Source organism: Belliella aquatica (genome assembly GCF_014637795.1).
Lineage (GTDB): Bacteria > Bacteroidota > Bacteroidia > Cytophagales > Cyclobacteriaceae > Belliella > Belliella aquatica.
In genome coordinates, this window is sequence record NZ_BMFD01000001.1 from 41,726 (window position 1) to 62,240 (window position 20,515).

Annotated in this window: 19 protein-coding genes; 8 read left to right on the plus strand and 11 right to left on the minus strand. The window is 39.4% G+C overall.

The window, feature by feature from the left end; translation table 11 throughout:
* Positions 1-92: 92 nt before the first annotated feature.
* Complete coding sequence (gene dapF / locus IEV57_RS00175; RefSeq protein ID WP_188438390.1) at positions 93-866, minus strand: diaminopimelate epimerase; 774 nt, start codon at positions 864-866, stop codon at positions 93-95.
* Between the two features lie 207 nt (positions 867-1,073).
* On the opposite strand from dapF, the gene IEV57_RS00180 reads away from it, so the two are divergent.
* The 4 genes from IEV57_RS00180 (at position 1,074) to IEV57_RS00195 (ending at position 4,716) form a co-directional block, all read left to right on the plus strand.
* A complete protein-coding gene (locus IEV57_RS00180) occupies positions 1,074-1,841 on the plus strand; it encodes a superoxide dismutase (protein ID WP_308419860.1) in 768 nt (255 codons plus the stop codon).
* 512 nt (positions 1,842-2,353) lie between these two features.
* Positions 2,354-2,899, plus strand: coding sequence for a hypothetical protein (locus tag IEV57_RS00185; protein ID WP_229744182.1), 546 nt, complete (start codon positions 2,354-2,356; stop codon positions 2,897-2,899).
* Between the two features lie 94 nt (positions 2,900-2,993).
* On the plus strand, positions 2,994-3,458 hold the full coding sequence (locus IEV57_RS00190; RefSeq protein ID WP_188438392.1) for a pyrophosphohydrolase domain-containing protein: 465 nt from the start codon (positions 2,994-2,996) through the stop codon (positions 3,456-3,458).
* 178 nt (positions 3,459-3,636) lie between these two features.
* Positions 3,637-4,716 (plus strand): fatty acid desaturase family protein, encoded by a 1,080-nt coding sequence (locus tag IEV57_RS00195; protein WP_188438394.1) that lies wholly within the window; start codon positions 3,637-3,639, stop codon positions 4,714-4,716.
* Here IEV57_RS00195 and alr read toward each other — a convergent pair.
* The 3 genes from alr to IEV57_RS19450 all read right to left on the minus strand — a co-directional run bounded on the left by alr (position 4,713) and on the right by IEV57_RS19450 (position 7,294).
* Positions 4,713-5,867, minus strand: a complete 1,155-nt coding sequence (gene alr / locus IEV57_RS00200) for an alanine racemase (protein WP_188438396.1) — start codon at positions 5,865-5,867, stop codon at positions 4,713-4,715. The two genes, IEV57_RS00195 and alr, sit on opposite strands and share 4 nt — an antisense overlap.
* Positions 5,868-5,957: 90 nt before the next feature.
* Positions 5,958-7,091, minus strand: a complete 1,134-nt coding sequence (locus IEV57_RS00205) for an amidohydrolase (RefSeq protein WP_188438398.1) — start codon at positions 7,089-7,091, stop codon at positions 5,958-5,960.
* A gap of 77 nt (positions 7,092-7,168) precedes the next feature.
* Positions 7,169-7,294 carry a hypothetical protein gene (locus IEV57_RS19450; RefSeq protein WP_262891024.1) on the minus strand — a complete coding sequence of 42 codons (126 nt, stop codon included), beginning with the start codon at positions 7,292-7,294 and terminating at the stop codon, positions 7,169-7,171.
* Between the two features lie 228 nt (positions 7,295-7,522).
* On the opposite strand from IEV57_RS19450, the gene IEV57_RS00210 reads away from it, so the two are divergent.
* The gene (locus IEV57_RS00210; protein ID WP_188438399.1) at positions 7,523-7,699 is read left to right on the plus strand and encodes a hypothetical protein; all 177 of its coding nucleotides are present in this window, start codon (positions 7,523-7,525) and stop codon (positions 7,697-7,699) included.
* An 83-nt stretch (positions 7,700-7,782) separates the two neighbouring features.
* On the opposite strand, the gene IEV57_RS00215 is transcribed toward IEV57_RS00210, so the two are convergent.
* Both IEV57_RS00215 and IEV57_RS00220 read right to left on the minus strand, forming a co-directional pair.
* On the minus strand, positions 7,783-9,000 hold the full coding sequence (locus IEV57_RS00215) for an exo-alpha-sialidase (RefSeq protein WP_188438400.1): 1,218 nt from the start codon (positions 8,998-9,000) through the stop codon (positions 7,783-7,785).
* Positions 9,001-9,024: 24 nt separating this feature from the next.
* Positions 9,025-9,465, minus strand: a complete 441-nt coding sequence (locus IEV57_RS00220) for a hypothetical protein (protein WP_188438401.1) — start codon at positions 9,463-9,465, stop codon at positions 9,025-9,027.
* 72 nt (positions 9,466-9,537) lie between these two features.
* On the opposite strand from IEV57_RS00220, the gene IEV57_RS00225 reads away from it, so the two are divergent.
* On the plus strand, positions 9,538-11,214 hold the full coding sequence (locus IEV57_RS00225) for an amidase (RefSeq protein WP_188438402.1): 1,677 nt from the start codon (positions 9,538-9,540) through the stop codon (positions 11,212-11,214).
* A gap of 62 nt (positions 11,215-11,276) precedes the next feature.
* Here the strand turns inward: IEV57_RS00225 and IEV57_RS00230 are convergent, their stop codons facing one another.
* Positions 11,277-12,311: a phosphotransferase enzyme family protein gene (locus IEV57_RS00230; RefSeq protein ID WP_188438404.1), complete on the minus strand. Its 1,035-nt coding sequence runs from the start codon at positions 12,309-12,311 to the stop codon at positions 11,277-11,279.
* Positions 12,312-12,757: 446 nt separating this feature from the next.
* On the opposite strand from IEV57_RS00230, the gene IEV57_RS00235 reads away from it, so the two are divergent.
* A complete protein-coding gene (locus IEV57_RS00235) occupies positions 12,758-14,533 on the plus strand; it encodes a sodium:solute symporter family protein (protein ID WP_188438406.1) in 1,776 nt (591 codons plus the stop codon).
* Between the two features lie 771 nt (positions 14,534-15,304).
* Here the strand turns inward: IEV57_RS00235 and gldD are convergent.
* A complete protein-coding gene (gene gldD / locus IEV57_RS00240) occupies positions 15,305-15,883 on the minus strand; it encodes a gliding motility lipoprotein GldD (protein WP_188438408.1) in 579 nt (192 codons plus the stop codon).
* A 174-nt stretch (positions 15,884-16,057) separates the two neighbouring features.
* Here gldD and IEV57_RS00245 point away from each other — a divergent pair, with 174 nt between their 5' ends.
* On the plus strand, positions 16,058-16,588 hold the full coding sequence (locus tag IEV57_RS00245) for a DinB family protein (protein WP_188438410.1): 531 nt from the start codon (positions 16,058-16,060) through the stop codon (positions 16,586-16,588).
* Positions 16,589-16,645: 57 nt separating this feature from the next.
* Here the strand turns inward: IEV57_RS00245 and IEV57_RS00250 are convergent, their stop codons facing one another.
* The 3 genes from IEV57_RS00250 to IEV57_RS00260 form a co-directional block, all read right to left on the minus strand.
* A complete protein-coding gene (locus IEV57_RS00250; protein WP_188438412.1) occupies positions 16,646-17,251 on the minus strand; it encodes a nitroreductase family protein in 606 nt (201 codons plus the stop codon).
* A 57-nt stretch (positions 17,252-17,308) separates the two neighbouring features.
* Positions 17,309-18,004 carry a DUF4328 domain-containing protein gene (locus IEV57_RS00255; protein WP_188438414.1) on the minus strand — a complete coding sequence of 232 codons (696 nt, stop codon included), beginning with the start codon at positions 18,002-18,004 and terminating at the stop codon, positions 17,309-17,311.
* 119 nt (positions 18,005-18,123) lie between these two features.
* On the minus strand, positions 18,124-20,367 hold the full coding sequence (locus IEV57_RS00260; RefSeq protein WP_188438416.1) for a TonB-dependent receptor domain-containing protein: 2,244 nt from the start codon (positions 20,365-20,367) through the stop codon (positions 18,124-18,126).
* Positions 20,368-20,515: the final 148 nt, after the last annotated feature.

Below are 20,515 nucleotides of genomic sequence, written 5' to 3' on the forward strand. Positions count from 1 at the left end.
TAAGAAAGGGCTTTGCGTGTAGATAAAAACGCTATTCTTGGTATTTCCTTTTTAATTCTAGTTTATATCTTCTTAAACAGGGAAAACACTATTTAATTTTTCCAGATTCCCTGAAAAACCTGTTCCGCAGGTCCAATTAGGATAATGTTTTTGAAAGATCCATCTACTTCTGACTCAAATTGAACCTTCAGATTTCCTCCAGGGGTCTTGATTTTTACTTCATTTTGGTTGTTTTGATCGCCATAGACCAAAGCGCAGGCTGTGACTCCTGTGCCACAAGAGAGCGTTTCGTTTTCCACACCTCTCTCATACGTTCTTACATGAATTTGATCTGCAGCGATTGGAGTCACAAAATTCACATTTGTACCTTTTGGCTCGTAAGTTTTGCTGTACCTGATATCTGCACCCGTGGTCACCACAGGATATTCATCGACATTTTCCACAAATCTCACATGATGCGGAGAGCCTGTATTTACAAAGAAATCTTGACCAGCATTGTCAATACTACTGACATTGCCCATTCCTAATGAAACCAAGCCGTCGGAAATTTCAGCAGTGTGCGGGCCATCAATAGCCAAAAAAGAAGTCTTTTCTTCGATTATCCCTAGAAATTTTGAGAAAGCTACAGCACATCTTGCACCATTTCCACACATGCTTTGTGAACCATCTGCATTGAAATAGATCATCTCAAAGTCAAAATCTTCCTTGTTTCTAATTAAGATTAATCCATCAGCACCGATTCCAAACTTGCGGTCGCATAGCTGCTGAACGAGATTTAAATTTGTATCAGGGAAAACCTCACTTCTATCATCGATCATGACAAAATCATTCCCTGTACCTTGGTATTTATAAAAAGATAAATTCATGCTTAAATTTTCTATTCAGATATACAGCTATTTCAAAAACCAAACCAAGGGTTTTTGGTTCTGCAAACATAAGCATCTTGTCATAAAATCAGACTTATTGTCCGAAATATGGTTTTATATTAAGGTTGAAATATTTAACTTAGGCAAAATTGATAAAACTATATTCTTTAAAACATTGCAATCATTTCATTGAAAAACCAATATAAAATGAAAAAACCAACCTTAAATCTTTCGAGAAGGACATTTCTCAGTCAAAGTTCAAAAGCTACTTTAGCATTAGGAATAGGATCAAGTGTATTTGGGTCTGCATTCCTTGCTGCTTGTGGTGGCGGAAGTGGAGAAGAAGAGAAAGTGATGCTCAGTACAGGATTTAATCAAAATCCATTGGGCTATGATTATACAGCTTTGGAGCCGCATATCGATGCGATGACAATGGAAATTCACCATACCAAGCACGCTGCGGGATACGCTAAGAATCTTGCAGAAGCTGCTGGCGAAGAAGGAGTGGATGTCAGCAAGCCATTAGAAGATGTATTGATGAATATCTCCAAGTATTCTACCAAAATGAGAAACAATGCTGGTGGACATTACAATCACGAGTTGTTTTGGAAAACCATGTCTCCTGACGGTGGCGGAAAACCTGAAGGTGAATTAGCAGAAGCCATCAATGCTTCCTTCGGAAGTTTTGAGGACTTTGTTACAGAATTTGAAAACGCTGGAAAAACAAGATTTGGCTCAGGTTGGGCTTGGTTAGTATTAGATAAAAATCAAAAGCTAGCAGTAGGATCCACACCAAATCAAGACAACCCTTTGATGGATGTTTCCGATTTCCAAGGTGTTCCTTTGATGGGAATTGATGTATGGGAACACGCTTACTATCTCAAGTACATGAATGATCGTGGTGGATATATTGGCAATTGGTGGAATGTCATCAACTGGAATGCGGTATCAGAAAGATTTGCTGCATTGACCTAATTTCGAAAAATAATAATCTTCAATATTGGGGTTGAGCATTCATTTGCTCAACCCCATTTTTTTGGTTTTGAAAATCCTGAATCATCAAGTGATCCAAAAACGATTAATTAAATGTAAAACTCAATATTGTAAACAAACTGCCTTATAAGTATAACAAATGAAACTTACCTAAAGGGGAAAAGAACATAGAAAATGGTTAAAAACCTCAATTTTTTGTCATTTTTTACTAGGACTGTTGGCATAGCGATTGCCTAAGTAGTCTCCAAAACCAACTATTTATGAAGATGAAAAAAACAATTAAGAATTTCGGGAAATTAGCTTTTGTATTAGCTATTGGCGCATTGACATTCTCTTGTACAGATGATGGCGATGCCAACATGAACGAGCCTTAAAGTAATGTAGCATTAAGCGCTACAGCGGAGAGTACTTCAGCCAATGGACGAATCAATGACAGGGTTATTGTCAATGGGTTTGCCACAAGTCAATTTGCTGTTGGTACGAAAGACATTGAAATGAAATATGCTGCCAAAGCAGACCTTTTGGCTGGAATAAGTATTGGAAACATCACATTGAAATCAAATGTGAACACTGCTTTACATACTGAATCTTCAAAGTCTAAAAACGTAATTCTTGTTAACAATGGCACTGTTCAAGTTGCTGCTTTAGCTGAAGGAAGAAGCCCGGATGGAAATTATACTGAAGTTGATTTCAAATTATTCAGGAAAACGGATGGAAACAGCAATGACCCAATGTTCGAAAAATCATTGTGGATAGCAGGTGAAATTGATGGAAAAATCTCTACGATTTGGTTGACGACTGAAAAAGTCTTGAAAGCTAGATCTCAAAATGCCGCCGGAATTGAAGTAGATGGTCAAACGGATATGGTTTTGGCTTTTGACATGGATAAACTATTTGCAAATGTAAATTTCAGCACTGCTGTTGATGCAAATGCGGATGGCAAAATTGATATCGGCCCTAATAGTGCTGATGGAAATGCTGCAATCTTAGCCCAAATAGAAAGCAACTTAGAATCAGCAGTTGTTTTAAAGAAAAAATAATATTGATATAATATCGATTTCTTAAAAAGAGGCCGGAAAATTCCGGTCTTTTTTTGTTTATTTGAGGTTAAGAAATTTCATAAAACCAAGTAGCATGCAAGATCCTAAATCCCTCACCTCAGTAGCTGAGTTTCATAGCACTTTCAAACACCCTATACTTCCCGAACCTCAAATTCCTGATGCTAAGCGTTGTGCGCTGCGTGTCTCTTTATTGACCGAGGAAGTCAAGGAACTTGAAGAAGCAATTGCCGATAATAACCTGGTAGAAATAGCCGATGCGCTTTGTGATATTCAATACGTTTTGTCAGGGGCAATCCTCGAGTTTGGGATGGCGGACAAATTCAAGGAATTATTCGAAGAAGTACAGCGTTCAAACATGAGTAAGGCTTGTAAAGACATGCAAGAAGCTGAAGCCACTGTTGCACACTATCAGCAGCAAGGTGTCTCTTGTTTTTATGAGCAAAAAGGGGAATTATATTTAGTTTACAGAGAGGGAGATAGAAAAACTCTAAAGTCAATCAATTATCAGCCAGCAGATTTAAAAAGAATTTTGGGTTAAGAAAAATTTATCCTTAACTTTCAATCAGTTCACATTACTATTTAAACAAAAGCCTAGTTCAGGCCAAGAATATCTTAATTCTGTGAAGTAATCCTGCAGATGAATGAATATAAAGAAGCAAGACTTACGAAAAGGCCTACACCCAGCCATCATAAATTAAATTATTCAAATTACAAGTATGAATCAATCTATTAAGTTCGTGGATACGAACAATTCTCAGTTTTTTGCAACCATCAAATCGCGAGTTGATCATTATTTCCAAAGCAACAACATTTCCAAAACGGCCAATGGGCTGATGGTTTTTAAAACCGTTCTGTATATGACACTTTTTGTGTCATTCTATTTCCTTATTCTATTTGAGGTCTTTTCTCCTTGGGGAAGTCTCTTGCTCGCTATTGGGTTAGGAGCAACGATGTCTTTTATTGGTTTCAACATCTGCCACGATGCGCTGCATGGATCATATTCCAAAAAACAATGGGTAAATGATTCCTTGGGTTATATTTTTAATTTGATCGGGGCAAATGTCTATATCTGGAAAATCACCCACAACAAAGTTCATCACACTTACACCAATATCATGGGTCATGATGGTGACTTGGACGTAGCGCCTGGTTTGATCAGAGTTTCAAAAGACGAAGAGAAAAAGTCCATTCACAAATTTCAACATATTTATGCTTTCTTCCTGTATTCTCTAGCCTCTATATCTTGGTTTTTTAGAAAAGATTATGTCAAGTTCTTCCAAAAAAGAATTGGTGCTCATGTCAATAATCACCCAAAAATTGAATATTTCAATCTCTTTTTCTACAAACTAGTATATTATAGCATGTATATTATCATCCCTTTGGTGGTGATGGACATAACTTGGTGGCAGTTCCTAATTGGGTATTTGTCGATGAACTTTACTATGGGTCTAGTACTTGGTTTGGTATTCCAATTGGCGCATTTGGTGGAAGAAACACACATTCCGCATCCAAAAGAAGATGAAAACATCGAAGAGTCTTGGGCTGCACATCAAATGAGAACTACTGCAAATTTTGCGAGGAAAAGTAAGTTGGCAGCTTTCGTTTGTGGTGGATTGAATTTCCAAGTGGAGCATCATCTTTTCCCAAGAATCTGTCACATTCATTATCCAGCTATTTCTGAGATTGTGAAAGAAACTGCACACGAGTTTGATTTACCTTATCATGACAATGAAACCTTCTATTCAGCATTGAAGTCTCATTATCAATTCTTGAAAAAAGCGGCTCAAGCTGCTTAAACAATAATCTTTCTTGGGATGTCCAAAGGTAAGCGGGTGAGTAATTCGTAATTCACCTGCTGAATGGACTCTCCAAAGGAAGCCACAGTAATCTCATTTTTCTTCTGCTTGCCGATTAAGACTACTTCATCTCCTTTTTCCACTCCTTTTAGATCCGTGATGTCCACAGCGATGCTGTTCATCGTAACCGTTCCGACTACAGATACAATTTTTCCTGAGATCAACACTTTTCCCTGATTGCTAAGAAGTCTGCTAAATCCATGGGAATAGCCAATAGGAACCAATGCAATAAGCATATCCCTTGGAGCCATATAGCTTGAACCATAGCCTATAAAATCTCCCATTTTCACCTTTTTCAAACTCATGATGCTACTCTTCCAACTGATCAAACGCTTAAGTGGATTTTTATTGTTTTCAGGTAAGGACTTGAATTTGTACATATAAGTTTCCTGCGTCGGCCAAAAACCATAAGAGGCAATGCCAATCCTAACCATGTCCATGATCGTCTCTGGATAGCTGAAAGTCGCAGCGGAACAAGCGGTGTGAAATCTTTCGAAACTCAACCCTTTTTCTATCAGCCAATCTTTGTATGCGTGATATTTCTCGATCTGCCCCCTTACCCTTACATAATTGGTAATACTCTCTGCTCCAGCATAATGTGTACAAAGACCTGCCAAAACCAACACATCTTGATGATCCTCTAACATTTTCAGTAGTGCTTCCCGGTCTTCCCATTCAAATCCTGTACGGTGAAATCCAGTTTCTACTTCAACATGAATTTTGGCTTTAATTTGAAGCTTTTGAGCAGCTTTAATCGTCTCTTCCAATCGGTCAAATTCAAAAACAAAAAAACTAATCCCTTTTTTGATCAACTCTTCTAAGTCTTCATTTTCAAGCATTCCCATAATCATGATTTGGGAATTTCTCTTACTTGCACGATACACCCTGATCGCTTCGTCTGCACTGAAAGCACTAAAATGACGAATGCCTGCCCCTTCGGCTATCGAGACGATATTTTCAATTCCATGACCATAGGCATTGCCTTTGATAACTGCCGAGATCGTCGTTTTCTCCCCCACTTCTGACCTTATAAATTGGATATTTTTCTTATAGGCAGATTTACTGATTTCAATATAGGAAGTATGATTCATGGAATTTTCGGTCGGTAGTACTTAATAAAAGGAGAATGAATTGAACTTGTTTGAATTTCCTGAATGTCTTCAAGAAAAGTTTAGGGAATTTTAATGATGAAGTTGTTCTATAATTTGCTGAAACATACCAACACCTGTTGGGATAATCTCATCGGGGAAATCATAGTTGTTTTCATGCAGTTGAGGTTGAGATTTCCCTGCCCCTAATCCAAAGAGGAGAGTTTTGGTGTGGATAGAAAAATGTCCGAAATCCTCAGACCATCGAAAGGGAATTCGGATATGCTTGACCTTCAAATCAAGGTTTTTTGCCGCTTGATTGCCATACTCCCAAGCGGCCTCGTCATTGTGCGTTGCTGCAAATGCTTCGACATATTCAAAGGAAACTTCCAATCCATAGTCTTTAGCGATCCGCTCACAAAGTTTTTCAGAATAATGGAGAAGAAGCTCTCTTGTTTCATTTTCATAAGCCCTGACCGTGGCCATCACAGTCGCATCTCCTGGAGTCGTTCCAAAGGCTACCTCGCCGAGCTTGGCATGAATCACTGTGATCAAGGTGAATTTCTTCATAGCCTCCGGAAGTTTTTGAAGTGCCACGATCATCTTAGACATGGCCTCCGCGGGACTATTTCCATCTTCAGGATGTGATGCATGCGAGTTCTTGCCCTTGATCTTGATAATCATTCCGGTTGAGGCAGCCGCAAAAGCCCCTTTTTTGATGATAATTTGATTTTTTTGATATCCCGGCAGGTTGTGAAGCGCAAAAGCAAAATCAGGGATCATTTTTTGGAAGTTTTTATCCTTCACTACAAGCGCTGCTCCCTGACCCGTTTCTTCTGCAGGTTGAAAAAGTAAAATCACACGCCCTTTTTTTGGTCGATTGTCTTTCAGATAGAGCCCCAACCCTGCAATGATGGCCATGTGACCATCATGCCCACACAAATGTGCTTTTCCAGCAATCTTGCTTTTATATTTGATGGTATTGTCTTCCCTTATCGGCAATCCATCGAGTTCACATCGGTACAATGAAGTAGGTCCCTTTTCTTGACCCTCAAAGACAAATGCCAATCCATTTCCTCCAAGATTCTCTAAAACTTGATCCGCATGGGTTTCTTCAAAAAATTCAAGTACGCGGGCTGCGGTTTCATTTTCTTCGCCTGACAATTCTGGATATTGATGGAGTATTCTTCGAAAATCTTTCAGCTTGTCAAAAGTCGCTTTATTCATGTATAGGGTATTCTAGTTTTTAAATCAAATAAGATTCCTCTTAGACTGACAAAATTAATGCTGGGATTGTTCCTCAATTAGTGGATTTGATCAATATGTGGATAATATATCCCCACAGAATGAGTTAAACCATCTCTTAAAAGTGCTTTCGCAAATTCAACTCCTTTGGAGTTGGTAGTATTTGGTTTATTTGTTTCATCCATCCCACCGGATTTCATCCGGGGTTACTCAAATTTGTTACCCTTCGGGAACGTTTCATTTTATAACTAATATATTTTGATAATCAGCTATTGATCTTCTAGACCTGTCACATTCCCAACGGGAATGAAAGCAGATGTAAATAAAAAATAAAACTCTCAGCCTTAGAAGGCTAAAAATTTTGGAGAACTTTTTTATATTAGAAGTTGCTAACCACTTAAACCAAATAAATCATGACTACAGAACAGACAGCATCACTCGAACAAAGAATTGAAGACTTAAAGTCTAGCCTGACTGGTGACATGTTCCAAGATATGGACATCAGAGATCAGATTCACAACTTAGAAATGCAAATCAAAGGAGTCAAACCTATGGACAGTCATATCGATTGTATAGGTTGCGGAAGCTAAGTTCTTTTATCATTTACAAAAAATATTGAACCCTTAAGGATATACTTCTTTAAGGGTTTTTCATTTGAAATATTAAAATTCGACTACCTCAACTTTATCTGAACTGTTTTGATAACGGGATCATCAACACTATCATCAGACCAAGCCAAAATGATATTTTCCCCTTGGGTAGTCAACTGTGGAAAACCACTTGATCTTTTTGCAGAAGAGGAAGCCACAAGAATAGGATTTTCTAATTGTCCATCTTTGTTGATTGCCCTTACATAGATATTGGCATCTTCCATCCAAGACACCACCGCCGTCTCCTCATCCAAAAGAGCCAAGTCAACTCTACCAATGGTGCTTCCCAAATCAATTTTGATCGGTTGCTCAAAAGTAGAAGCGCCAGTCTGAATAAACGAAACTTTCACCTCTGGTCTAGCATTCGCTCCCGTGTACCAAGCAATTGCTGATGTATTTCCAAAACTCGCTGCCCTTGGCCCATTGACCGGACAGCCTTGAACTTGCCAAAAATCATTGTAAACGGGCTGGGTCTCTTGCCACGAGTTATCCACAAATCGAACCATTCCCATATCTCTAAATTCCTCCTGGGAGCGATCTCTAAAGAAAACCATCGGAGCATTTTCAAAAAGTGTTGCCGAAGTTTGACAACAATCACATACGCGATCATCGAGCAACCAATCCTCCAACTTCTCTCCATCACTTGTCAACACTGCCCCACGAAGATTCATCTGACCTCCATGTCCATCGTGGTTTGCATGATCGTGGCTGCCTCCTTGGGTATTTCTTCCATCTAGCCAAGTTATCAACATATTGTTTTCACATGGAATCATCGAACCAAAGCCGTGTTCCGTTTGTGTTCCATCATCATGAAGCGTCTTTGGAGCTGACCAGTCAATACCATTTTTTGAAAAGGTAGTTTTGATGTCATAAGAAAAAGTACCCGCTCCGCTCTTTTGCAGAAAAAAGGCCATCAATGACCCATCTTCGAAAGCTGCCAACTGTGGATAATCTGCCCAATTGACAAACCAATCTGAACCGGATGCAATCAAAATAGGCGGGGACCACTGTCCATCTAGGAGTTGGGAATATTTGAAATTATTAATGCCCTCCTGCTGCTCAATCCATGAAAGATACACTTCCCCCTGTGGAGAAGTAAAGAGATAGGGCTCACCAAATTTGACACCCGGCTCTGCAAATGTATAAATCTCTTCAATGCTAAATGCTTCAATTTGCTCTTTAGGCTTCGTGGTACAACAAAGAACGAATGCAAAAAGGAAAAGGAATATCAAATGCTTCATAGAAAATTTTTTGGGAGAATTTATTTATTCTTCTGGCAAGGTCTTAATATAAGCCTTTACTTTGATTGCACGCAAATAAATAGTGATCAATGGAACCAACCAAAACAATTCAGTAAATACCAAGTGAAATATGGATCTTTTATTCCACCCCAACTCGGGTATGAAGCCTAAGGTAAACCAAGTGGCAAGGACAATTTTTCCTACAATTCCAACAACAATCAAATAATGCCATGAAATCGGATAAAAAGCACTCAAAAACACGAGAAATCCTACAAGCATCCCAAAACTCCCTAAGGCTGTGGCACTCAATGTAGTGGGCTCTGCAGGATTCATCGCCAACCACCTCAACAAATCTGCTCCGAAGTATCTGAAAAATGCCGACCAAGCGAAAGTGTACATTCCTGTAAGCAAAAGCAATCCTCGCATTGGCATAGGAAACATCGGTGTAAGACTATTTTTATCCATAGGTTTATTTAATTATATTCCGAAAATTTAACGTCACAACTCTTTGGAGCTGATCACCCTATACAAAACTACATGAAGGATTTTACAAACACGCGAAGATTGGGGATTATTATTCTCGTTCCTGCATTATTGTTAGTCGGCTTTATTGCTGGCAAGAAAATCGGAGAAATCAATCCACAAGCCATCGAAGGAGCCGAAAGCCTGATCGGAATAAACTTTACTCCTGCTGAAAAAGACAGCATGGTGGGCAATCTCGTCAATTACCGCAATGGCTATGAAAACATGCGGAAAACGAAAATTGACAATTCCGTCAGCCCATCACTGCCCTTCAATCCCTTGCCACATGGTTTTTTCCCAAATCAAAATCAACAAGAAAATAACTGGGGACTTCCGAGCAATGTTGCATTGCCTGACAATGATCACGATATCGCCTTTTTATCAGTAGCGGAGTTATCCACACTGATCAGAACAAGGAAGATCACCTCAGAAAGATTGACAAACATCTACCTCAACAGAATCAAAACCTATGGAGATACGCTAGAATCAGTAATTACAGTGCTGGAAACTGAAGCTTTAGCCCAAGCGAAAGCAATGGATGCAGAAATCCAAGCTGGAAAATACAGAGGTCCTCTTCATGGGATTCCTTATGGCATCAAAGATCTTTTTGCAGTGAAAGGCACCAAAACCACTTGGGGTGCGATGCCTTACAAAGATCAAGTCATCGATGAAACTGCAACAGTTGTCCACAAACTGAATGATGCTGGCGGAGTTCTTCTGGCCAAATTCACCCTCGGTGCATTGGCGATGGGAGATGTATGGTATGGTGGCGTGACCAAAAACCCTTGGAATCTGAATCAAGGTGCAAGTGGTTCTTCCGCAGGTTCGGCATCTTCTGTCAGTGCAGGTTTGGTTCCTTACGCTCTGGGAACAGAGACTTTGGGAAGCATTGTCTCTCCTTCTACTAGAAATGGCGTGACTGGATTGCGTCCCACTTACGGCAGAGTCAGTAAGCACCGCGCCATGGCTTTGAGCTGGAGTATGGATAAAATCGGCCCGATCTCAAGATCTGCACTGGACAATGGTATTGTGTTATCTGTCATCAATGGTGTGGATAAGTTAGACAAAAGCACGATTCCTGCAGCCTTAAACTACAATGCCACCAAATCCATCAAGGATCTCAAGATCGGTTATTTCGAAGATTTCTTTGAGGGCACTCGTGCAACTAATGAAATGGACAGACAGGTTTTAGAGAACCTGAGAGGACTAGGCCTTACCCTTCATCCTGTCAAGCTAGAAACAAGTGTGGATGTAAGCAGTATCCTGATCATGCTCTACGCTGAGGGCGCTGCGGCATTCGATGATATGACAAGATTAGATCAAGATGATTTGCTAGTCGGGCAAAGAAGAAATGCTTGGCCAAATCTATTCCGTTCTGCGAGATTTATCCCTGCGGTGGAATACATTCAAGCAAGTAGATTACGTGCCATTTTAATCGAAGAAATGCATGCCTTATTTCAAGAATATGATGTGATCGTGACTCCATCTTATGGAGGAAGTCAACTCCAAATCACCAACCTCACCGGTCATCCAGCCCTCTGTATGCCAAACGGATTTTTACAAAACGGAAGTCCTGTTTCCATCACTTTCTTAGCCAATTTATTTGATGAAGAAAAGTTAATCATGCTCGGCAGAGCCTATCAAGATAATACCGATTGGCAAAAGAAAAGACCTCCACTGTTTAATCAATAGGGTGTGGATAAGTTTAAAGGTAAAAATTATCAAAAAGCAATCTGAAATTCAGGTTGCTTTTTTTATTGCGCATAAATTGTATTCAAAGCTTTCAAAAGCATCATCTGATTTCTTGCTCTGTCAAGGTTTTGCTCTGGGTATTGCACATGGAAGTACACATTGCCTTTAAGGTAGTCAGTTAAAAATCTCAGTCCTGAGATATAGGTCATCATCTTTCCTCCGTAGTGTAGGGAATTGAGCTCTTCCTGTTTGAGGAAACCTTCTCCTGCTGAAGTGTACCCTTGGTAAAGCGCCTCGTATTTTGACTTATCCACATTAATTTGGCTCCACTGGGTTGAATTTTCTCCCTCCGTGCAAGCTACTGTTCGCACCAAATCACCAAAATCATAAAATACATATCCCGGCATAATGGTATCCAAGTCGATCACAGCTACTACCTTTTTTTGATCTTCTGAAAAAATCAGGTTGTTGATCTTACAGTCATTGTGAGTTACCCGGATGGGGAGTTTTTCTACCCAAAAGCGATATTCCTCCACGAGATCCTTGCGCTTGATATAAAAATCAACGAGCTCTTTTAAATCGTCGCCGAGCTTTCCCTCTTTTTGGTCGAGGGCTTCTGTAAATTGTTGATATCTCCATTCCAAATCTAGAAATCTTGGAATAACAACTTTGAAATCGGATAATTCTAGATTTTTGGCCGCAAGGGAGAATTGTGCGAAAGCTTCAGCAGCAAGAAATGCTTGTTCGGGGTTATTTATATCTTCCAAGCAAATCCCATTGACGTATGGCTGAATTCTAAAAACTTGTTCACCGAATACGGTCATCAAGCCCCCTGAAAGGTTCTTCAAAGGCAAAGGCAATTGATAGCGGAGTGACTCGAAAGGGAAATGATCTAGGAGAATTTGATGGTTATCCACAATCGTTTCTGGATTCTTGAAGACATTTTTGTTGAATGCTTGCAAGACGTATTTTTCTTGATCCTCTGTTATCAAAAAAGTCTGATGGATATGACCATTTCCAAAAACATGAATTTGATCTTCAGTCCAATGCTTTCCATAAGCTTGGTTGATTGTGGATAAAAAAGAGTAGTGAGGCATGGGGCTTAAGTTTGGATCAAAAATATGGATGATTATCAGTAATGAGACATAAATCCTGTTATTATACTTAAAATTATGCGGATAAATCGCCAACAGACAACCATCAACGGTCCTCAGCACCTCAAATATCATATTGAGATTATTTTAAGTAGCTACTTGGTAAAAAATAATCTCCATAATAAGATGCTTTTTCACGAATTCACTTACTTATGTCATTCCTCCAAAAGGTATTGCATGCTTCCAAAATAAATCCTTACTTTCATGAAAATTGTATGTACAGCTCCTTTACAATAGCCACTTAAATAGTGTAAATACTATATTTGGAGCTGCTGTTGACTGTCGACAATTGACAATTATCCGCATGATTATAATTGATAAATATACATGCTAACGAAATTGCGGATAATCAAACATAAAACTTTCATCCACCATCCAAATTCTTCCTAATGACCATTTCTATCCTCGATTGGAGCATTATCGCAGCATTTTTTGTGATTTCTATGCTGATTGGAGTTTATACTTCGAAAAAAGCCGGAGCTTCCGCAAAGGAGTTTTTCCTGTCAGGCAGAAATATGCCTTGGTGGTTGTTGGGCGTTTCGATGGTGGCGACGACTTTTTCGGCAGATACGCCAAACCTTGTTACAGACATCGTAAGAACCAATGGCGTATCGGGAAACTGGGTTTGGTGGGCTTTCTTGTTGACAGGCATGCTGACTGTCTTTGTCTATGCGAAATTGTGGAGAAGGTCTGAAGTGACCACAGATTTGGAGTTCTATGAGTTGAGATATGGAGGAAAGTCGGCAGCATTCCTCAGAGCATTTCGAGCGATTTACCTCGGCGTCTTCTTCAATGTCGTCATCATGGCGACAGTCTCCCTAGCAGCAATCAAAATCGGAGGGGTCATGTTGGGATTAAGCCCAATTGAAACTTTGCTAATAGCATCGATTGTAACAGTGATTTATAGTTCCCTTGGTGGATTGAGAGGAGTGTTGTTAACAGATTTTTTCCAGTTTTTCATTGCGATGGCAGGTGCTATTGGGGCGGCAGTTTATGTTTTGGATATGCCAGAAATCGGTTCGCTAGACGGTCTCCTCACGCATCCGAATGTTGTGGATAAGTTAGATTTTCTTCCTGACTTCAATGATTGGAATATGGTGATCCCGCTACTAATTATGCCCTTAGCGATACAGTGGTGGGCCACTTGGTATCCTGGTGCTGAGCCTGGAGGTGGTGGCTATATTGCCCAAAGAATGCTTTCGGCAAAAGATGAAAAAAATGCCATTGGCGCCACCTTGTTTTTCAATATTGCACATTATGGCATGCGCCCTTGGCCTTGGATCATAATTGCTTTGGCTTCCTTGATTATTTTCCCAAATGTATCGGACATGCAGGAGGCTTTCCCACATATTCCTGTTGACAAGATGGGGCATGACCTTGCCTACTCTGCTATGCTTACTTTCCTACCCGCAGGATTGATTGGATTGGTGCTCGCTTCGCTTATAGCGGCGGTGATGTCCACTTTATCCACACACCTCAACTGGGGGTCTTCCTACGTAGTGAATGACTTTTACCTGCGCTTTCTTAAGCCAGAAGCATCTGACAAAGAATTGGTGTTGGTAGGAAGGTTATCCACAGTGGTGCTGATGCTGCTTGCTGCGATTTTAGCTTTGGCCTTGTCCAATGCCTTAGAGGCTTTTAATATCTTATTGCAAATTGGGGCTGGAACAGGTGCCATATTTATTCTACGCTGGTTTTGGTGGCGCATCAATGCCATGACAGAAATTGCTGCTATGATTATTTCTTTTGTCGTGGCCATTTTCTTTGAAGTCATTAATCCAAAGATTGATTTAATTTCTATCCCAGAGGGTCAGGAATATTTGAAATTGCTGTATGGTGTTGGCATCACTACCATAGGTTGGTTAACAGTAACATTTTTTACGAAACCTGAAAAAGATCAGGTCTTGCTTTCTTTTTATCGTAAAGTAAAACCTGCTGCTTTTGGCTGGAAAAAGGTCTTGGATCGCTATCCACAAGAAGAACAAGAGCAAGGACAGCTTCCGAAAGAAATTGGACTGATGTTGGTTGGGTCAGTGATGGTATATGCCGTACTTTTCGCGGTAGGTTTCTGGATATATGGAAATATCATGGCAGCTACCTTATCCACAATCACCGCGATCATCGGGGCTTTAATTATTTTCAAGAGTTGGAAAGGGATGAGGTAAGGAATTTTACCACTGGTGAACACAGGTGAACACATTTTTATTTATGATTTAGGAAGGTTAAAAGCTCTTGGCGAGCAAGGGCTACTTCAGTATTTTAGCTAAATTTGTGAAGTTGTGTTTATTTTTTTTAGAGACTTATACCAATTGATAGGTTCAAATTAAAAGATAACACTTTGATACTACTCCCATATCCGACCCATTCTGGGTCGGGAAGATGGAATTTTCTTCATTTTCCTATAACCATGTGATCCCTTCGGGATCGAGGAAAAACAGTTCCTCTTCCTGAAAATATATAATCACTTAGCGATCACGGACAGCAAATCATTTCCTAAGATGATTCTCTCATCCCTAAAATACATTAGAACATTTATTACTAACTCAAAATACCTCTATACCTACCTGGCGTTCCCGAACGGGAACAAATTTGATTAACCCCGTGATGAAATCCGGAGGTATGAAAAAACAAACAACCTAACCACCAACAACTCCTAAGGAGTTGAATTTGATAAAGGCACCTAAGAAAAATAATTTTTATGAATTGATGGGTTTAGAATAAAGGGTACTGCTGTGATTCTGCTAAAAAACACGACCCATTCTGCGTCGGTAAGATGGGAATTTCTTCATTTTCTATAAACATGTGATCCCTTCGGGATCAGATCAGGGACAGTAATTCTTTTTCTAAGTGTGCAAATACCTGATTTTACTGATAACGGGACAAGCGTTGCTCAAGTCTTACATCTTGCGTCTTGAATCTTATATCTTACGAAAACCCTACTTCTTAAACTGCAAAGTATTAATCAAATGGGTCATGTCAATTTTGATATGTTCAATTACAGGTGCGAGTGAATCGTTTTTCATGGCTGTATTGAAATATAAAGCCCCTCTAAGAAAATGATTTGTGGAGTCCGTTATGAAAAATTGAAATTGTGTTGGCACTTCACCACTCAACTCTGCCACTACAGCGGTATAGCCTTTTGGGGTGAGGAGAATGGATTCTTCGATTCCGTAAGCTTTGATTTGGTGCTTAGCAGTGAGGTTGATGGCGTCATTGAGTACCATTTTTACATCACCCCCTTTTGTGCCCAATGGCAAATAGGTCAAATGGACCTTGGCTCCCAATTCTCTATAATTGAGGTTGATCCAGGCTGCTTGATCGATATTAAAAGAATCTTGCTCTACCGACGCAGCTTGCGACACTTCAAAAAGATAAGGATAACTCCCACTTAATGTCTCAAAAGCTCTTTCAGGAAGATCAATACGATTATAGCCCAAAGGTCTTGGCAGATAATCTCCTCCGCAGCTACTCAAAAACGCTAAAATAAAAAGCCAGATGAAATTCTTATTTGACATGCCTCAAAGTTATCAATTTGGATTGATTTCAACTTTGTAATGTCGATATTTATAAGAAAATTGTCCAAAGTCCTGAGTCAACAGTCCACAGCGGCCATAATCAAAATGTAAGCGTAATTTTATTGGCTACTGATAGAAATGTGGATATGAATCAAAACTTAAAAGTCTAAACTTATGAAAACAAGAAAACCCGTCCTTTTGAGTGCTTTAAGCATTCTCTTTTTATGCATTGCACAGTTCAGTGCTACAGCACAGACCACCATGGAAGAATTTATGATGAAGTGGGAAAACAGCAAACAGTTTACTTTGGCTGTAGTAGATAAAATGCCAGATGAATTACAAAATTACAAACCGCATGAGACGGCGATGAGTTTTTCTGAACAAGTGTCTCACTTATCTTCGACAATAGCGGGCATTGGCAAAAGATTTTTGGCAGGTGAAGATCCAAGTTTTGATCTTGCTGCAAAACCTGCAAACAAAGAAGCGTTAAAAGCATATGTTACTGCTTGCTATGACTATGGAGCAGCGACATTTTCCAATTTGAGCGAAGCGCAATTGGCTGAAAAAGTTGAGATTTTTGGAAACGATGCTAGCAGAAGGCAAATCTTAAGACTGCTAGATGACCACTGCACGCATCATAGGGGAGCTGCGATCTCTTACATTCGCGCCAATGGCATCGAACCCCCAAGATTCAATGGGATGTAAAAGACAGAAGCCAAGCAAAAAATGCTTGGCTTCTGTCTTTTACATTTGATAAGTATGTTATCCTCTTACCCATTGTACTTTTTCAGCTATTGGCTTTCTACGACCTTCTGGCCACCTGTCTGTGGCAGGTTTGGCTACATAGAAAAATCCCATCAGCATATCTTCTTCTCCCAGCTCAAACCATTCTTTAGCTTCCGGCCAAAAGGTAGGCCCACCTGTTCCCCAATAGGCTGCTAATCCATGTGCAGATGCTGTCAGATACATATTTTGAACCGCCATGGCTACAGCTGCTATTTCTTCCATCACAGGAAGATTTGCACGAAGATCTCGATTCATTTTGATTGCAATGATATGGGATGCTTTCAGTGGATTTTCTAAAAATTTCTGAAATGTCGCTTCTATAAAGTTTCCGTTTTTCTCAGCGCGTTGCTTGTAAAGATTGGCTTGAAAGTCAGCAAACTTCTTCAATCCCTCACCAGAAAAAACAGTAAAACTCCAAGGTTCAGTAAGCTTATGTGTAGGGGCCCAATTGGCATTTTCAAGCATTTCTTGGATGACTGAGTCTTCGACAGGGTCGTTTTCCTTAAACTGCGCAACAAACATGGACCTACGGCCACGGATGATTTTATTGACTTCTTCGATGTTAAATTCAGGTCTTTCCATATATTTCAAAAGGTTTTTTTATCTCCTCTACACAATGCTAAATATATAAAATTGGTTCTATAGTAAATCAGATTTCAAACTAGATTGGATTTTCTCTTCCTCCACACACAAATCATACATGATTTGCTCGGCTATTGCATATTTTCTTACAACATAAATAGTGATTAAAGCCAGTGGAATCCCTAGTAGATTGATTGTCATATCAATCATTGTACTATCGAGAAGGTTCTCAACCGTATTTTCCTTTTTAAGAAAGCCTAAAGAAATCCGACCAAGCACCCCCGAAATTAACCAAAGCACCCACCACGATAGTACCCAAGAAGAAGACAAATCCAACTCTTTACCAAAAAACCTTTTAACATAAAGTCTAGTCTCTATGAAAAGCTCTTTCATGATTTGATAAGGCCTGAATAAATTAATAAAAGGAACAAACCAAGCTCCAGCTGCCCAACCCTCACTTTGATTTAAAAACTTTACCTTCACATGCAGATTAAAATATGCTCTTCTAAACCATCTGATAAAGAGAAAACCAGAAGTTAGAAAAGCAATCAAATATATAATTCCAAGTAAACCAACTCTCAAATCGTTTGCTTCAAGTTCCTCAAAAGTATAATCACCATCATTTATAACCGTATTTAAGAGATCATACTGTAGATAATTTGAAACTAGAAGAATCATTTCTAACATTAAAATTATCCACAAAAGAGCTAAAACATGGCGTGATCGGCTTTCATTGGGTCGAAGTTTTTCCATAATTTGAGGTGCTAGGTCTATAAGTATTAAAAGGCAGATTTTTAAACCCAATAAACTTAATCTTTTTTCCTATAACTACAAATAAAAATATGGGGTGTTAAGAAACTATATCTTATAATTTAAAAACTGTATCCCAACTTCACACCCCCGTAATAATTCCTCAAAGGAGCAGGCTGATAGAATCTATTTGCAAACGCATTGAGGTCATTACCCAAACTGTAGGATTCATTCAATAAGTTATCCACACCAAAATACACCTCAGCATCCCAATTTCCGGCAAAAGTACTTCTCCAACCAACTCTACTACTCACCAAATTGTAAGCATCTTGATAAACTGTATTCGCATCATTCAAGGGTAACTTATCCACATATTGATGGGTGAAGTTTAGATAAAAGCCAAGCTTTGCTCTTAAATCGATTTGATTGACCAAAGTATTTGGAGCAACGCCCGTCAATTGATTGCCTGAGAAATCATTTCCTCTGCTGCTAAAATCAGCAAACTCAAAATAGTGCCCTGTAAATGCATGACTAAATTTCAAATCATGAATCAGTGTTTGTGGATTTCTCCACAGTGCATAATCCACTTGCGCTTCTATACCACGCTGATTGGTATTTCCTGCATTTCTGAATAACACCACCCCTTGTTCATTGGCAAATGTGGTGATCGTCTGATCCAATTTGAAATAAAAACCTACGATATCCACATTGAAGATCCCATGTGTTCCTCTGTAGCCCAATTCATAATTTACGCCTTTTTCTGCCTCTAGGTCTAAATTGATACTTCCCTCGTTTGTTCTTACCTCAGCGATGGAAGGAGGCGAAAATCCAGAACTGATACTCCCATGAATTCCTGATTTGTCATTGATCTGATAGGCCAAAGCGATTCTAGGAACGATAATCGGATCAAATTTGCGTTGATTCGAAGCAGGTTCGTTAGCACTAGCATCAATAGTTCGGTTGATGTCATATCGGGAAAAGTTTTCGCTAAATGCCAAAGTCATCAAAAATTTATTCGACCATTCCAATTCAAACTGCTGAAATAGAAAAGCCTGAGTTGTCACCAAATCATCGCTAAACCTAACCGTATCGGCTTGTCCATTTCTATTTCCAAAATTTTGTGCTAAAGTTTTGCCATACTGATATTCCCCACCAGCGATGATTCTGATAGGAAATCGACCGATTTTATCATTTCTGGTGAATTTGGTTCTCCCACCATAACTGAAAGCAGTCTCTTTTTTATAATCTAAGATAAAAGGATTTTCAAATTCCGTGGTGTTAACATACAACGCGGTTTGATTCTCCAATTTATCAGAAAAAGTGTAGGTATGGGAAAGTGTTCCGTAGAGAGATTTTTGAGCGATAGAACTATTTTGATTGACCGAACCGGGTCTAGCTTGTCGTGGATCTTCTTCCAATTGGGTAGCATTTAAAGCTCCAGGGATTTCATACTTTAGATCACTGTAAAGGATCTGTGTGGATAACTTTTGCTTCTTTGAAGGTTTCATATGTGCGGCCAATTGGAAAACCTTTCTGTCAACAGCACTGTGTTCACGGTATCCATCAGATTTTTGATGGACATAGGATGCACTGATTCCACCTTCCCCAATCTGCTGATCAATGCCGAAGCGATATCTCACCAAACCAAAATCTCCCACATTCAAATCTGTAGAAATCCTGTTCTCATCAATCTGAGTTTTGCTTTGAAAGCTAATCACTCCTCCATTTCCCGCTCCGTAAATACTACTCGCGGGTCCTTTCACAATTTCGGTCTGTTGGATATTGCTTAGATCTAATAAATTCAAAGGAGTAGTACCATCAGGAGAAGTGAAAGGAATTCCATTCCAGTAGACTTTTACATTTCTCACCCCAAAAGGAGATCTTAAAGAACTCCCTCGAATAGATATTCTATAACTGGCAGGTGCTCTTTCCTCTACCCTGATACCTGCTTTGGTGTTGAAGGCATTGACAATAGAAGTTTCACTGAATCGGTAAAGCTCGCTTTCCAAAACTCTACTCACAGATCCTGCTTGTTGCAATAATGGTCTGTCGGACTCAAAAGCGGTGACCGTGACTGTGGATAGGTCATTTGTCAAGGGAGACAGTAGGACAATATTCTCCTGATTTGGAATAATATCCTCACTCTTCTTTTGATAGGCAACATGTGAAAAATCTAATTTTATAGATTGTGCAAAATCTATTTGCGCAATTCCTTTATCATCGGTGATTTGGCCTTTAAATCCTATTCCTTTGATCGCTACGCCGGGGATTGGTTCTTGAGAATCGCGATCCACAACCTTGACCGTCGTTTGGGCAAAAAGTGAGATTGGTAAAAATAGGATTAGGAAGAAGTAGAATTTTTTCATGTTAGATAATTTTTAATTCTTGACTGTAAGTATCCTTTTTAAGCAGATTGACTTTACTTTCGGTCATTTACAAAAGGGATAACACCAACTCAATAAAAATGATTAAAAAAAACCTCAAGATTTAAATCTTGAGGTTTTTAATAAGGTA

Coding starts and splice junctions, on each gene's coding strand:
- IEV57_RS00180 (WP_308419860.1), top strand. CDS start 1,074: ATGAAAAAACCAACCTTAAATCTTTCGAGAAGGACATTTCTCAGTCAA.
- IEV57_RS00250 (WP_188438412.1), bottom strand. CDS start 17,251: ATGGAAAGACCTGAATTTAACATCGAAGAAGTCAATAAAATCATCCGT.
- dapF (WP_188438390.1), bottom strand. CDS start 866: ATGAATTTATCTTTTTATAAATACCAAGGTACAGGGAATGATTTTGTC.
- IEV57_RS00255 (WP_188438414.1), bottom strand. CDS start 18,004: ATGGAAAAACTTCGACCCAATGAAAGCCGATCACGCCATGTTTTAGCT.
- IEV57_RS00205 (WP_188438398.1), bottom strand. CDS start 7,091: ATGAATAAAGCGACTTTTGACAAGCTGAAAGATTTTCGAAGAATACTC.
- IEV57_RS00185 (WP_229744182.1), top strand. CDS start 2,354: ATGAAATATGCTGCCAAAGCAGACCTTTTGGCTGGAATAAGTATTGGA.
- IEV57_RS00225 (WP_188438402.1), top strand. CDS start 9,538: ATGAAGGATTTTACAAACACGCGAAGATTGGGGATTATTATTCTCGTT.
- IEV57_RS00235 (WP_188438406.1), top strand. CDS start 12,758: ATGACCATTTCTATCCTCGATTGGAGCATTATCGCAGCATTTTTTGTG.
- IEV57_RS00215 (WP_188438400.1), bottom strand. CDS start 9,000: ATGAAGCATTTGATATTCCTTTTCCTTTTTGCATTCGTTCTTTGTTGT.
- IEV57_RS19450 (WP_262891024.1), bottom strand. CDS start 7,294: ATGGATGAAACAAATAAACCAAATACTACCAACTCCAAAGGAGTTGAA.
- IEV57_RS00210 (WP_188438399.1), top strand. CDS start 7,523: ATGACTACAGAACAGACAGCATCACTCGAACAAAGAATTGAAGACTTA.
- IEV57_RS00195 (WP_188438394.1), top strand. CDS start 3,637: ATGAATCAATCTATTAAGTTCGTGGATACGAACAATTCTCAGTTTTTT.
- IEV57_RS00190 (WP_188438392.1), top strand. CDS start 2,994: ATGCAAGATCCTAAATCCCTCACCTCAGTAGCTGAGTTTCATAGCACT.
- alr (WP_188438396.1), bottom strand. CDS start 5,867: ATGAATCATACTTCCTATATTGAAATCAGTAAATCTGCCTATAAGAAA.
- IEV57_RS00260 (WP_188438416.1), bottom strand. CDS start 20,367: ATGAAAAAATTCTACTTCTTCCTAATCCTATTTTTACCAATCTCACTT.
- IEV57_RS00220 (WP_188438401.1), bottom strand. CDS start 9,465: ATGGATAAAAATAGTCTTACACCGATGTTTCCTATGCCAATGCGAGGA.
- IEV57_RS00230 (WP_188438404.1), bottom strand. CDS start 12,311: ATGCCTCACTACTCTTTTTTATCCACAATCAACCAAGCTTATGGAAAG.
- gldD (WP_188438408.1), bottom strand. CDS start 15,883: ATGTCAAATAAGAATTTCATCTGGCTTTTTATTTTAGCGTTTTTGAGT.
- IEV57_RS00245 (WP_188438410.1), top strand. CDS start 16,058: ATGAAAACAAGAAAACCCGTCCTTTTGAGTGCTTTAAGCATTCTCTTT.